General features: G+C 34.7%; 3 protein-coding genes. 2 read left to right on the forward strand and 1 reads right to left on the reverse strand.

Annotated elements, in window-relative coordinates; genetic code table 11:
- The first annotated feature begins 13 nt into the window (after positions 1–13).
- Both PSA_RS06030 and PSA_RS06035 read left to right on the forward strand, forming a co-directional pair.
- Positions 14–6,682 carry a non-ribosomal peptide synthetase gene (locus PSA_RS06030; RefSeq protein WP_052380037.1) on the forward strand — a complete coding sequence of 2,223 codons (6,669 nt, stop codon included), beginning with the start codon at positions 14–16 and terminating at the stop codon, positions 6,680–6,682.
- A complete protein-coding gene (locus PSA_RS06035; protein WP_042146507.1) occupies positions 6,682–14,037 on the forward strand; it encodes a non-ribosomal peptide synthetase in 7,356 nt (2,451 codons plus the stop codon). Before PSA_RS06030 ends, PSA_RS06035 begins: the two co-directional genes overlap by 1 nt.
- A gap of 85 nt (positions 14,038–14,122) precedes the next feature.
- Here PSA_RS06035 and PSA_RS06040 read toward each other — a convergent pair whose 3' ends face one another.
- Entirely contained in the window at positions 14,123–16,258 is a 2,136-nt protein-coding gene (locus PSA_RS06040; RefSeq protein ID WP_193216522.1) for a TonB-dependent siderophore receptor, read from the reverse strand.
- Positions 16,259–16,290: the final 32 nt, after the last annotated feature.

A 16,290-nucleotide genomic window follows, 5' to 3' on the forward strand; every position in this document is an offset into this window, starting at 1 on the left:
AGATGGTGCAAAAATGATTGATGATTTACTATCGGAATTTGATCCTGAAATGTTAAAAATGGTTTTAGGTGACGATCTAGATGATGCAGTAAACTTACAAATACCTTCGCTTAAACAAACTCAATATCCACTGTCATTTTCACAAAACCGAATGTGGTTAATTGAACAACTTCAAGGCAATTCAGCTGAATATAATTCAGCTGTCGCTTTTAAAATAGAAGGCAAGGTCTCACTTTCTATTTTGCAAAAAGCCATTAATGAAATAATCCAGCGCCATGAAATTTTACGTACTGTATATAAAAATACAGAAGATGGCCCAATTCAAATTATTTTGGAAAAATTTGAATTTAGTATTAAAGAATATGATTTAACAAGTTTTAATGAAAATCTACAACAAGAAAAACTAGAGAAGATACTCAAAGAAGAAACTTATTCACCTTTTGATTTAACTTCAGATCTTATGATCAGGGTGAGTTATTTACACATGTCTAATGAAGGCGTATTAGTTTTTAATATGCACCATATCGCTGCTGATGGATGGTCACAGCAAATACTTAAAAAAGAGCTAGTGTCTTTATATGAGTCATTTTCTAAAGATGAAGAAAGTCAGCTCAATGCAATGCAACTGCAATACGGTGATTATGCCGCTTGGCAACAACAAAAATATAATAGTGATCAATTAGAATCTCAATTTAAATATTGGGAAGCGCACTTAGAAGATGTACCAGCTATCCATAGTTTACCTTTGGACTTTCAAAGACCAGAAAAAAAACAATATCATGGCGGAGAAATTACTCAGACATTAAACTCAGACATAGCTATTAAATTGTTGAGTTTAGCTAAAGCGCATAAACTAACGCCATTTATGTTATCTCATGGTGCATTAGCCCTTGTTTTATCAAAGCACAGCAATAACAGTGATATTGTGATAGGTACGCCTATTGCAAACAGAGAGTTTATTGAACTGGAATCACTCGTTGGTTTCTTCGCTAGTACTTTAGTTTTACGCCTAAATACTTCCCATAATAGACTACTTGATTATTTTAATCATATAAGAGATGTAAATTTATCGTCACAATCTCATCAAGACGTACCATTTGAGCAATTGGTAGAAAGATTAAATGTTACTCGAAGTACAGCATACAATCCTTTGTTTCAAATAGTCTTAACTGCAAGTAATCAGTTGTCCACTACTGGGGCTAAAGTGCCTTTAAAGGATTGCAGCTTATCTGAATATAAATTTGATACAGTTGTAGCGAGATTTGACTTAGATATAGATATCAAGATTACAGAGCAAGGTGCTCAAATAAAGTGGGTATATGATAAATCAATTTTCAGTGAGCAACATATTCGCTTGATGAGCGATCACTTATGCCAAGTATTAGAAGAATTTTCAAAACTAGAGACAGATCTAAATAAACAAGAATTAAGTGAATTCCCAGTTTCTGACGTATCTTTATTAAATAAAAAAGAAATCAATAGCTTATTAAATCTGTCAAATAATCCAGCTGTCGCTTATGACGCATCAGTCTGTATTCATGAATTATTTGAAGAACACGTTTTGGCGCGGCCAGATAGCACAGCGATCGTATTTGAAAATCAATCATTGAGCTATAGTCAACTTAACCATAGTGCTAATCAGTTAGCTCACTTTATACGCGAAAGATACGATATTTCACCTGATTCATTAGTCGCACTAAGTATTGAACGCTCAATTGATATGGTGATTGCTATATTAGCCATACTAAAATCAGGCGCAGCTTATATACCGATAGATCCTGAATATCCAAAATCTCGAGTAGATTATATTTTAGCTGATGCTAACCCGAGTGTAATTATTACACAAAAATGCATAGAAACTCGCTTAGCGTTAAGTGCTTTTAATACATTATGCATCGATGATGAAGTGATAAAGCATGACATAAGCTTATCTTCTAATGAGAATATTCTACCGGCTTCAATAAAATTAGAGTCGTCGCATTTAGCATATGTTATTTACACTTCTGGCTCAACAGGCCAGCCAAAAGGTGTGTTATTAGCGCATCGTGGTGCTGTCAATTTAGCGCATAGCCAGAAAAAATCATTTGATGTGTCAGCTGATAGTCGCGTATTGCAATTTGCATCCATTAGTTTTGATGCCGCAACATTTGAATGGATAATGGCATTTACTAATGGTGCTGGCTTGTATGTATGTAGCCAAGAAGAAAAACAATCAAATTTATTACTGCAGACATTACTGAAAGAAAAACATGTTACACATGCGACATTACCGCCAGCTTTGTTATCGTGTTTAGATTTTGATAATAATTATAGCTTTAAAGCTTTGATAGTAGCTGGGGAAGCATGTGATGCCAATGTGGCGAATACTTGGAGTGCATCCTATGCAATGTATAACGCATATGGTCCGTCTGAAACAACTGTGTGTGCCTCATATGCAAAATTAACACCTAATAGCCCGATCTCTATCGGTAAAGCCTTATATAATACTTATTTATATATCTTTAACTTTGATGGTACTTTAGCGCCACTTGGTGCTGTTGGTGAGCTTTATATAGGGGGAGATAGTTTAGCCCGAGGTTACTTAAATAACCCTAAATTAACAAAAGAAAAGTTTATTGATAATCCATATAGTAAAGAATGTGGTGTCGATAATTGCAGTGTTTTATATAAAACAGGCGATTTAGTTCGTTATTTACCTAATGGAGAACTCCAGTTTATTGGTCGTACTGATGAACAAGTTAAAATTAGAGGGTTTCGCATTGAATTAGGTGAAATAGAGCAGCAAATAGCGAAATATCCTGAAGTTGACTCTGTGATTGTTTTAACAAAAGTATCGCCATCAAAAACAATGTATTTACAGGCATATATTAAATTTAAATCAGTTAATGAAAACAGCGAAAATATTAAATTATTAAAAGCATATTTAAAGCAAGTTTTACCAGATTATATGTTGCCGCAACACTTAGTGGCGATTACAAATTGGCCATTAACTATTAATGGAAAAATAGATAAAAAATCTTTACCTGAGCCTGATTTAGCTGATGAACTAAATCGTTTTATTGCTCCAAGTACACAGCAAGAGGCGTTAATTGTTGAGGTTTGCTCACAATTACTCAATATTGATAGCAGTGAATTAAGCCTAAGTGCAAACTTTTTTGAATGGGGCGGACACTCTTTATTAATAATGAAGTTAAACGCGAGTTTAAAAGCCAAAGGTTTTGATGTTTCAATAAGTGAGCTATTTAAAGCTGAAAATTTACAGCAAATGGCTAAGTTGTTGGTTGATAATACTGAAATAAATCAAGAAGATATTTCGAGTAAAATACCTGATATTTGTGATTGTGTTACACCACAAATGATAGATTTAGCTGCTTTATCACAAGATGAAATTATTGCTATATCAAATAGGTTGCCTGGCGGCATGGCAAATATTCAAGATATATATCCATTGGCGCCGCTGCAAGAAGGTATATTGTTTATACATAAACTAAGTGAAGCAAAACAAGCAGACCCTTTTATTTCCCCTAGTATTTTTGAGCTTAAAAACGAACAAGACCTATCAACTTTTATCAAAGGTTTAAATTTTGTAATTAGCAGACACGATGCATTAAGAACTGCAATCATGTGGCGTAATAACAGCCAAGCTTTTCAAGTTGTATTAAAGCAAGCACAATTAAAAGTTGAACACATACAATTTGATGATACTAGGAATGTTAAGGATGAAATATTAGCACTTAGCGATAGTGAAAAGTTATGGTTTGATATAGAAACAGCGCCTTTATTGAATTTAACAGTTGCTTTTGATCCTAAAACAGAACGCTATTATGCCTTGCTAAAATCTCATCATCTTATTGCTGATCATGTTACTTTGGAAATTATTCAGCAAGAGTTGAAGTTATTTGCTCTGGGTAAATCAGATATATTATTACCAGCACCTGAGTATCGTCATTTTATTAAATACACATTACTGCAAGATAAACAACAAGATGCCTTAGATTACTTTACTCAAAAGTTAACTGATATTGATGCGCCTAGTTTAGCGTTTAACTTAATTATCGATGGTAAGAGTCAAAGTAAGATCATTGAATCTAGAGTGGCTTTAGATGCTCAACTAAATAATAAAATAAGGCAAGTTTGTCAGCAACACCAGCTAACACCAGCTGCTTTGTTTCATGGTGCGTGGGCTATGGTGATAGGCGCTTGTAGTGGTGTTGATAAAGTTGTCTTTGGTACTGTTTTGTCTGGGCGATTACAAGGGGTAACCCAGATAGACAAAATGGTCGGTATGTTTATTAATACGTTACCTTTACGTATTGATTTAAATAATCAAGATGTCACATCATTCCTAAAAACAGTGCATCATAACCTTTTGTCTTTAATACCATATGAACAAACTTCATTAGCTCAAGCTCAACGTTGTGCCAATGTACATAATGACACACCGCTATTTAATGCTGTTTTAAATTACCGTCATTCACAGCAGTTAAATGTAAACGCTAGTCAAAGTACTCAAGATGATACGTTTTTCAAATATTTATCAGGACATGATCGCACTCATTATCCAATAAGTTTATCGGTCGATGATTTTGGTGATGAATTCTCATTTAATTTTCAAATAGCAGAACAAATTAATCTTCGTCAAATTGAAAGTTATATGCATACCGCTATAACCAATTTAGTTGATGCTTTAATTTCAGAGGACTTAGTTGCCGTGAATTCGTTAACTATCTTGCCTCCAGAAGAAGTTAATCGTCAATTATGTGATTCTCAGGGGCTTGAAGTTAGGCTAGATAACTCTGCGTGCATCCATCAATTATTTGAACAACAAGTAGCATGTACGCCAGATCTCACAGCTTTAGTATTTGGTGAGTATCGTATTAGTTATCAAACACTCAATGAAAGAGCCAATCAATTAGCGCATCATTTATTGAACCAATATAAGATTCAACCAGATATGCGTATTGGGGTGTGCTTAGAAAGATCTATATCTACAGTTGTAGCTGTGTTAGCTGTGCTAAAAGCTGGAGGTGCATATGTACCAATCGATCCTGATTATCCATCATCTAGAGTAGAGCACATGTTGACTCATGGTCAATTAACTGTGGTCTTAACTCAAGAAAAATTATTAGCTCAACTACCCCTTAATGGGCAAAAGTCTGTCTTGCTTAATGATATGGGAGAAATATTTACATCTGAATTTGATTCTAATGTGCTGAGTAAAGCGAACCTTGATTTGGTGTTATCTGGATTAAACCCTAAAAATTTAGCTTATGTTATTTATACTTCAGGATCCACAGGTACACCTAAAGGCGTCATGGTTGAGCATGCTCAATTTATTAATTTTATAAGCGCTATGAAAAATAAATTTGAGCTTAAATCAGGTGATAGTGTTTTAGGCTTAACATCTTTATCTTTTGATATTCATACTCTTGAAGTTTTCTTACCTTTAATAAGTGGTGCGGCTTTAATTTTTAGTGATAAATCTCAGTCACAAAATGCAGATGAAATTTCTAAGTTAGTAGCACAATTTAATGTGAATTTAATACAAGCGACACCTGCAACTTGGAAAATGTTAACAACAATAGGGTGGCAGCCAAGTCATCCAGTCACTTTGTTATCAGGGGGGGAGCCGCTAAGCAACAGCCTGAAAAATGAGTTAGTAAATTTAGATAAAGTAACTGTATTTAACATGTATGGTCCAACAGAAACAACAGTTTGGTCATCAATAAGTGCGTTAAATTCAAAAGACAGTGTTGATATTGGCAAGCCAATTCAAAATACCCAGTTTTATATTTTGAATCAGCATAATCAGTTAGTACCAGATGGTACCGTCGGAGAATTATATATAGGCGGTCAAGGGGTTACTCGAGGTTACTTAATGGATCAAACTCGTACTGATGAGCGCTTTATAAATCATCAGTTTACCAATAGCAGTGTAGCAGTACGTTTATATAAAACCGGTGATTTAGTTAAAAAACTACCTTGTGGCAACTTCGCTTTTATAGGCCGTGCTGATGAACAGGTAAAAGTTCGTGGATTTAGAATTGAACTTGCTGAGATTGAATTTCAATTAAATCAATTAGAAGAGGTTAATTCATCTGTTGTCTTAGTGCAAAATAATGCTAATGGCGATGCTCATCTCGTTGCATATATCCAATTTGAAGAAACCTTATCAAGAACATCTAGCAATGAAGAGGATGTTTATGATTTTGGTGAAATAAAAGCTGTGTTAGCAAGTGTATTACCTCATTATATGGTGCCCAATTCATATACTCAGATTTCTCAATGGCCACTTACACCAAATGGCAAGCTGGATAAAAAGTCATTGGTTAAATTAAATACCAGCAATATCAAAGAAGCTTATGTTAAGCCAAGCAGTGAATTAGAAATCACATTAGCAAATATATGGGCTGAGTTACTAGATCAACCTGTCAATCAAATCAGTATTAATGACAACTTTTTTGATTTAGGGGGGCATTCTTTATTGGTTGCGCGTTTATTGACTCAAATAAAAACTATGGATGGCTTTGAATATGCAGGTGTCGAATTAAAGTCACTATTTAATATGAGGGATTTGGCACAAATGGCTCAAATGCTTGCGCATGAGCAATTAACTGAGAAATATAATGCGTCGCAAGCATATTTAGATGATTTAGATGTTGTTGAAGAAGGTGAAATATAATGACTCCAAGTGCAGTATTAGAGTTAGTTTTAGGGAAAGGCATTAATCTTTACCTTGAACAGGGCAAATTGAAATTTAAGGCGCCTGTTGGCGCTATGACTTCTGAAATAAAATCTTTATTAAAAGCCAATAAAAATGAGTTAATTACTTTATTAGCAAATCAATTTTCAACGCAAAAAAATCATAAAGAAAATAAAATTGAAAAAGTAAATGCAGATATAAAAACTTTATCTTCTGCCCAAAAACGTTTGTTATTTATCGATAAACTCCAATCAAGTTCTTCAGAGTACAACATAGTTTGTGGGTTAAAAATTGATGGGAAATTGGATTTAACATTAGTAAATAGCGTTTTTGATGAAATCATCAAAAGACATGCAGTGCTTCGCACTGTTTATCCTAAAAGTAATTCAAATGGTGATTTCCAAGTTTTAAATTCATGGCAATTTAAAACTGCAGAATATACTTTACCTGGTAGTCAAAACACTCAGGCAAGCAGTGAATTAATCAAAAGCGAGGTCCAAAAATCATTTAATTTAAAAAGTGATTTAATGATCCGAGCTAGCTATATAGATTTAAGTGCTGATAGCAACCGATCTAAAGGTATTTTATTGTTAGTGATGCATCATATTGCTTCGGATGGTTGGTCTATAGATGTATTGCAAAAAGAATTCTTTAGTTTATACAGTGCTTTTGCCAAATCGATTGAGAGCCCATTACCTGAATTGGCAATTCAGTATAGTGATTATGCTCATTGGCAAAATAATCAAGAAACATCTGATCAGCTTGCATACTGGAAGCAACAACTTGATGGCGTGCCCTCATGTCATCAAATACCTTTAGATATGTCCAGAAGTAAAATAAAACAACATATAGGTCAAACAGTTTCATCTCATTTACCTTCAGCGCAATTAGCGTCAATTCAAGCGCTAGCAAAGCAATATCGCTTAACTCCTTTTATGCTTATGCATGGGGTTTTAGCATTAACGCTATCTAGACACAGTAATCAGAGCGACATAGTTATTGGTACGCCAATTGCGAATAGGCAGCAAGCTGATTTGGCTCCTTTGATTGGTTTTTTTGCCAATACCTTGGTTTTGAGAGCAAACACAGATCATACAAGTTTTGCTAATTACTTTTCTGATCTTAGACAGTTACATTTAGATGCACAATCAAATCAAGATGTGCCTTTTGAAGAGTTAGTTGAACATTTAAATATTCCGAGGGAGCAAGCCTTTACACCTTTATTTCAAATTATGTTAAACATGAAAACTGATTTGTCTAATGGTAAGGATATAGCGCACTCATTACATGATATTACTTTGTCGCCTTTAGAAATAGAAACCGTGAGTGCTAAATTTGATATTTCAATAGAAATATTACTGACGAACTCTAAAGGTGTGATCAATTGGATTTTTGATCAGTCAATTTTTACTAAAGCGCATATTGAAAAAATTAATTCTGACTTTCTTCATATTTTTACAAGCCTAGAAAGCAATTTGAATAATATGATGCCACAAGTTGAGTTAATAGATTTGGCTTTAGCTTCTGATGAAGTGGGCTTGAAATTAGCTAAAAAAGGCTTAACACAATTAGAATATGATAAAGGCTCACATGTTCACCAATTAATTGAGCAGCAAGTTAAATCAACCCCAGATGCAATTGCCTTAATATGTCAAAATAAACAATTAACTTATAAAGAATTAAACGAACGCGCGAATCGTTTAGCGCACTTTTTAAGAGAAAAAGGCGCATGCTTAGAAGATAGAGTTGGTGTATGTGTAAATCGTTCTGTAGATATGATTATTGCTTTGTTAGCAATTATGAAATCAGGGAATACTTATGTACCTATCGATCCTGCATATCCAAAACAACGTCAAGAATATATTATCTCAGATAGTGGTGTTAAGTTATTACTAACAGAGAGTGACTTAGCTTGTACTGCGATGGAATCTATTGAACGCATCAACATAGATAAATTAGATTTAACTTATTATCCGACGTTTAATGTCAATAGTAAGATTTTTCCTGATAATTTAGTTTATTTAATTTATACATCAGGATCTACAGGATTACCTAAAGCTGTGGCAGTTTCGCATGATCAATTATCTATGCATATTCAATGTATTGGAAAAGAATATGGTATGACTGAAGATGATTGCGAATTACAATTTGCTTCTATCAGTTTTGATGGTGCTCATGAAAGGATCTGGACACCTCTGGCTTTTGGTTCCACATTAATGCCTAGAGATAATGAAGTTTGGTCGCCAGAACAAACTTATGAAAAAATAGCTGAATTTGGTGTAACAATCGCTTGTTTTACACCTAGCTATTTACATCAATTTGCTCAAACTATTGGAGAAAAAGGTGCGGCGCTGCCAATTAGGTCTTATACGGTTGGCGGAGAAGCTATGAGTAAGGATGCTTTTGACTATGTTCAAAAAACCTTATCTCCAGCTCGCATCATAAACGGTTATGGGCCCACTGAAACCGTAATTACACCTGCAATCTCAAAATACCATTTAACTGATACTTTTGAAACTGCTTATATGCCAATAGGCAATGCGGTAGGAGATCGAGAAGCATTAATATTAGATGCAAACTTAAACTTATTACCTGTAGGCGTAACAGGCGAGTTATATTTCTCTGGTGGTTTAGCTAGAGGGTATTATGGACGTCCCGAGCTGACAGCTGAAAAATTTATTGCGAATCCTTTTTGTGATAAAGGTTCCCGATTATATCGTACAGGTGATATCGCAAGATTCAATGAACAAGGGTTATTAGAGTATTTTGGTCGTATAGACGATCAAGTTAAAATACGAGGATTTAGAATTGAATTGGGCGAAATCGAACATAAACTCAGTCAGCATGAATTAGTTGACTCCGCACTTATTATGGCTAAAACAATGCCAACAGGAATCAATCAACTTGTTGGTTATGCAAAAGTAAGTGCTGAGTTAATGGTGCATTCACAAACGACGATAGAGGCCATAAAAGAAGACTTATCTTCACAATTGCCTAGTCATATGATGCCATCGGCATTTGTTTTAATTGAGGAGTGGCCGTTAACTCCTAATGGAAAAATAGATAAGAAATCTTTACCTGATTTTGATCTTTCACTCGCGCAAGACGAGTATGTGCCTGCTACAACACAAGCTGAGAAAGATGTTATATCAATATGTGCCCAATTATTTTCAATTGAAGCTGAAAACATATCTACAAAAGCAAACTTTTTTGAATTAGGTGGACATTCATTATTATTAATGGAATTGTCTTCAAAATTGAACAAGTTAGGTTATGAGTCAGCAATTGCTGAGTTATTTAATGCCAGTGACTTAGCTGATATCGCCAAGCGTTTGGTTAAAGGCGTTTCAACAAATGAGCGCAGTAATAAAGTAATTGGTACTAAAGTACCAGGAAGCTGTGATTTTATTACGCCATCTATGTTGCCACTTATTTCTTTATCTCAAACAGAGATAAATCAGATTGCCAGTCAAGTTCCTGGCGGAATGAAGAATATACAAGATATCTATCCATTAGCCCCGTTACAAGAAGGCGTCTTATTTATACATGGTGTAAGCGAATCATTAAAAAGTGATCCCTATGTGACGCCTAACTTATTTGAAATAGCTAATGATGAAGCTTTAAAAGCATTTATGGATGGATTTAAGTTTATTATTAATCGACATGATGTATTGCGTACAGCAATTTTATGGCGAGATAGAGAACAAGCTGTTCAGGTTGTCCTAAAGCAGGTAGCACTTCCTGTTACTGAATTAGATTTCCCGCAAGGGGTGAATATTCTTGATGAGATGCAAGTTTTAACTGAGCCTAAGAATCAATGGTTAGAGATAGAGTTAGCACCTTTAATGTGTATTAAAGTAGCTAAAGTGCCTGAAACTGGGAAATATTATGTCCTATTACAAGCACACCACTTGATTTCTGATCATGTTACTTTAGAAATCATTCAACATGAATTAGCTATGTTTGAAAAAGGTCGTCATAAGGAATTAGCAACACCAGCGCCATATAGAGAGTTTATTGCATTTACTCAAGAGCAAGGAAAAACCTTAGATGCAACGCAATTTTTTAAAGCGCAATTAAGTGATATTACTGAACCTACATTACCCTTTGGTATATCAAATGTAAGAGGTAATGGTGATGATATTAATGAGTTAAAATTACAATTAACAAATGAACTTAATGATGACATAAGAAATATTTCTAAAACCATGAAATTGAGTACTGCGGCGATCTTCCATGGTGCTTGGGCTATGGTGTTAAGTGCTTGTTCATGTCGAAGTGATCTTGTCTTTGGTACTGTGATGTCGGGACGCTTACAAGGGGTAGATAATATAGAGTCGATGTTAGGTATGTTTATCAATACCTTGCCTATCCGTATTCAGTTAAATAAATCGGCGAAAGCATTTATTGAACAAATCTCTCGTGATTTGATTGCATTAATTCCTTATGAGCAAACATCCTTAGGAGAGTCTCAAAGGTGTAGTGGTTTACAACCTGATGTGCCTTTATTTAGTGGTGTTTTGAATTATCGTCATTCAAAGAAAAAACAAGAAAATGAACAGAACCCTTTGTTTAAGTTTATTTCAGGTCAAGAGAGAACCAATTACCCATTTGGTTTAGCTGTTGATGATTTGTCTGATGAGTTTTTATTGTGTTTCCATATTCACGATAGCGTTGAAATAAAAACAATATCAGAATATATGTTGACAGCGTTAAAGAATTTATTACAAGCATTAAAGTCATCTGATGTTAATGTTGCTCAGCTTAGTGTTTTACCTAAAAGCGAACATCTTAAGTTAAATCAATTCAATGCTAATAAGTTTGTCCATGATGATGATGCACATGTGTTTGAATTATTTGAAAAGCAAGCTTGTATTAGACCTCAAAGCATAGCCTTGATCTGTAATGATCAAACAATGACATATAGAGAACTTAATGATAAAGCCAATCAGCTAGCACATTATTTAATTACTTCAGGTGTACAGTTAGAAGATAGAATTGGCGTTTCATTAAATCGATCTTTAAACATGGTAGTCGCGTTATTAGCAATTATGAAATCTGGTGCGGCTTATGTGCCATTAGATCCCAATTACCCTGAACATAGACAAAAGTTTATTGCTCAAGATGCTAATTTAAAAATGATTCTAACTGAGTCTAGTTTATCTATTTTACCAAAAATGGAAAAGCAACAAACTCTGATTAATATGGATCAACTCGATACTTCTTTAATGAATAAAGCAAATCCACAGCGATGTATATTTGGTGATAACTTAGTGTATTTAATTTATACATCAGGCTCAACAGGCAAACCAAAAGCCGTGGCTGTAACGCATAAAGCGTTATCTATGCATATACAATGTATAGGTCAAGAATATGAAATGACACCAGATGATTGTGAGTTACAGTTTGCCTCAATTAATTTTGATGGTGCTCATGAAAGAATTTGGACACCTTTAGTTTTTGGTTCTACTTTGTTTCCTAGGGATAATGATATTTGGACGCCAGAGCAGACTTTTGAAAAAATGAAGCAATATGGGGTAACAATCGCCTGTTTTACACCTAGTTATTTACATCAATTTGCGCAAATGGTAGGTACTAAAGGTGCTCAATTAGCTGTGAGATCTTATACCGTTGGCGGTGAGGCAATGAGTAAAGAGGCTTTTGATTTTATTCAAAAAACATTAGGGACTAAACGCATTATTAATGGTTATGGCCCAACAGAAACTGTCATTACACCCGCTATTTCAAAATACTTTCAAGGAGATGAATTTAAGTCAGCTTATATGCCTATAGGTCAAGCTGTTGGTGATAGAAAAGCTTATGTATTAGATAGCAATTTGAACCAGGTTCCATTTGGCGTTGTGGGTGAATTATATTTCTCGGGTGGTTTAGCACGAGGTTATTTTGGTAGAGCTGATTTAACAGCTGAAAAGTTTATAGCTAACCCATTTTGTGATCAGGGTAGCCGTTTATATCGAACAGGTGATTTAGCAAGTTGGAATCATCAAGGTGAGCTTGAATATATAGGGCGAACAGATGATCAAGTGAAAATTAGAGGCTTTAGAATTGAATTAGGTGAAATTGAATATCAGTTATCGTTACAAAAACAGGTTAATTCGGCACTTGTGATCGCGCAGGCACAAGCTGGTGGCTTGCAAGAATTAATCGCATATATTCAATTGAACAGCGCACAAGATCTGCAAGAGCTAGTATCTGAACTCAGGTTATCATTAAAAGCCTCATTGCCTGATTATATGATCCCGAATAAATTTGTTGCAGTCGAAGACTGGCCATTAACGCCTAATGGAAAAATAGATAAAAGCGCTTTACCTAGTGCTGAGATGTCAGTGAACAATAAAGCGCTAGTCAAACCTATTAACAAAACGGAAGAAGCACTTGTCGCTATTTGGGCTGAGATACTTCATATAAATTCAGCTGAGTTAAGTACAGATATTAGCTTTTTTGAATTAGGTGGGCATTCATTATTAAGCATGCAGTTAGTTTCTAAAGTCAGTCAAATATTGAACTTTGAGCTACCGTTAAAAGCGATATTTGAATATAACACTATTCAGTCTTTGTCTGATTTTATTATGACTTGTAAAATTAAAAGCAAAGTGACAATGGAAAATGAACCAAGTACTCAAGGGTCTTTGGTAAAACTTAATAATAATCAAGATAATGCCTTATCTATTTACTGTGTGCCAGGTGTCGGTGGCTTAGCAAATACTTTTGCTACAATTTCGCAAACGCCACTGGCAAATCAGTTTAACATTATGGCGTTTCACCATAGAGGTATACTTGATGAATCTAAACCTTTTTCAAGTATTACCGAAAATGCTGAGCAATTTGTACATGATATTTATATGGAGCAAGCAAGCGGTCCATTTTATATTTTAGGACACTCATATGGCGGTGCAATCGCTCTTGAGATGGTTAAATACTTGAAAAAAGAGGGTCATCAAGCGCATTTAGTATTCCTAGATACAATATTTGATTTAGCTAATTATGTGAAACCTAAAACAAAGCAAACTTTAAGGGATGAGATCAAACTCAATAAAGCAGTTGATAAGGCATTTATTGATAAGATCCAACATGTTTACAATATTCAATCTGAGTTATTTTTTACTTATAAAGTCACACCAGATGAAGGTATTAAACCTCTGATGATTTTAGCAAAGGAAACCGATGTTGATTTGCCTTTATATATGTCTGCACTCGATGAAAGCTTAAAACACAAAGTGGCATTTCAAATGGTTGATGGCGATCACTTTACTATGTTGACTGGTGCAGGCGCACAGCAAATAAGTGAGGAACTGATCAGCTTTTTTAAGTAATATTGAATTAAATGTTTAATACAGTAAAAAAGGGTATCAAATTAATTTGATACCCTTTTTTGTTATTTAAGTGTACTTAAATATATTACCAAGCGTAGTTAATGCTCAATTTAGCATGTCTTGGTGCGCCGTAGTAGCCGCTGTAGAACCACTGTGTACTAGCATAGTGTTTTTTATCAAATAAGTTATTGATATTTAGTTGCAATTTTAGATTGTCATTAATTTCGTATTTAGCCATAAAATCAACTAATGTATAGCTATCTTGTTCAGCTTTTAAATCAATACCTAATGGTTTTAATGGATTTAAATTATCAGGTAAAATTGTCACTGTGCTACTTTGCCAGTTAGCTACTAGACCAACCGATGTTGCATGATTGATATCATAGATAGAAGATAATTTTATTTGGTCTTTAGGTAAGTGAGTTGAGAAATCACGACCATCAGGATATTCAGATTTAACATGGCTATAGCTAAAGTTTAATGTTAGGTTTTCTGCTAAATTACCTGTTGCATCAAGTTCATATCCTTTGTGATTAGTGCCTTTGACAGCTATACTTGGATACGCACCGCCAGGTAAAGGTTCTGTCGCATTAGGATCTAGTTGTGCAACATTATCTTTTTCTGCTTTAAAAATTGCAGCAGTTACTACCATGGCATCATCTAAGAAGCTACTTTTAATACCTAACTCTATATTGTTACCAATAATTGCATCTAATAAATTATTATTGATATCTCGTGCTGATTGAGGGCTGAAGATTTCAGTGTAGCTAGAATATGCTGAAACTTGATCTGTCACTTGATAAACTAAACCTGCATATGGAGTATTAACAGTTTGTTTTACAGAGTTTAATTCGTATTTAGTATGTCTATTACCTAAAGTTAGATTTAAGTCATCAGTTAAACTTAATTGAGTAGCAAAATAAATTCCAGTTTGTTTTTCTTTATCAGTACTTTCACCGTATTTTTCAGCTGAAAAGCTTGGTTCTTCAACTGAGCCATCCCATTCATAAAAACTACCAACTTCAATAGGAGTTAAAGGGATATGCGAATATGCATAAATGTCTTGTTTAGTTTGAATCGCACCTAACATTAGCTTATGTTCTCTTTCAAGAAATTCAAAAGAACCTGAGGCAAATACACGAGCAGATTGTAATTCGCGATCACTAATATAGTTAGTTACACTAGTTGCTTGCATACCTAAGCCTGTAGGTTCGTGTACTAAGCCAGTCATATAGATAAGTTTACCGTCCATGCTGTCTTCGCGATTTTCTATCTCAGCCCTGATGCTCCAGTCGTTTTCAAAAAAGTGCGTTAAGTTGACAAAAACACTTGAAGTATCTCGATCCCATCGGGTCCATTCAGCGCCAGTCGTTTGACTTTCATCAAAATCAGTATTTGTGCCATCTGTATGCCATAAAGGTAAACCGCCCCAAGTACTGCCTTTAGGTCTACTCTTTGTGTACTCACCACCTATATTTGCAATAGTATTTTCACTTATATCGTAAGAAACTATGCCGTATAGCTGTACGTTGTCCTTTTCAACAAGATCTATATAACTTTCACCTTGCTCTTTAGCACCTGCAAATCGTGCTTTAATATCACCAGATTCATCCAAAACAAGAGATTGATCTGCTTCTACTCTATATGTATCCCAAGAGCCAACTGAAGCCTTAACGAAACCATTATTATCACTTTTAGGTTTTTTACGGATAAAGTTTACTGCGGCTGATGGTTCACCCATACCTGATAATAGACCCGTAGCGCCACGTACAATTTCAATTCGATCAAAAGAAACAGAGTCTTTAGCGGCTTCACTAAAGAAGCTATCGAAATGTACAGGTACGCCATCAAATTGGAAGTTAGTGATTGTATTGCCTCGCGCATTAAAAAATGTACGAGAAGACTCAACTTGTTGTACATGTATACCTGGGGCTAGTTTTAAAGCGTCAGCCGCATTTTCAACACCAAAGCTATCAAGTAAATCTCGGTCTAATACTGAGATAGATTGAGGGATATTTTTGATCGAAGATAAAATACCTGTCGCAGATGAAGCTTGCTCTAATCTGCTACCTGTTACTTCTATTTTTTCTAAATAGACTTCTTTAGTATAACTATTATTTGTTTCTTCTTCAGCGATAGAGGTCATTGAAGATGAACTCAAAGCAATTGCGATTGCTAAATGAGACTTTTTAAACATTGGGCTACGTTTGTTGAAATTCACTATACTCTCTCCGGAAGTGATAATTGTTTTCA

The sequence above is a fragment of the Pseudoalteromonas sp. '520P1 No. 423' genome (assembly GCF_001269985.1).
Classification (GTDB): Bacteria; Pseudomonadota; Gammaproteobacteria; order Enterobacterales; family Alteromonadaceae; genus Pseudoalteromonas.

Bases quoted from the DNA above. Each gene is read 5' to 3' on its own strand.
- PSA_RS06030 (WP_052380037.1), top strand. From the start codon at position 14: ATGATTGATGATTTACTATCGGAATTTGATCCTGAAATGTTAAAAATG.
- PSA_RS06035 (WP_042146507.1), top strand. From the start codon at position 6,682: ATGACTCCAAGTGCAGTATTAGAGTTAGTTTTAGGGAAAGGCATTAAT.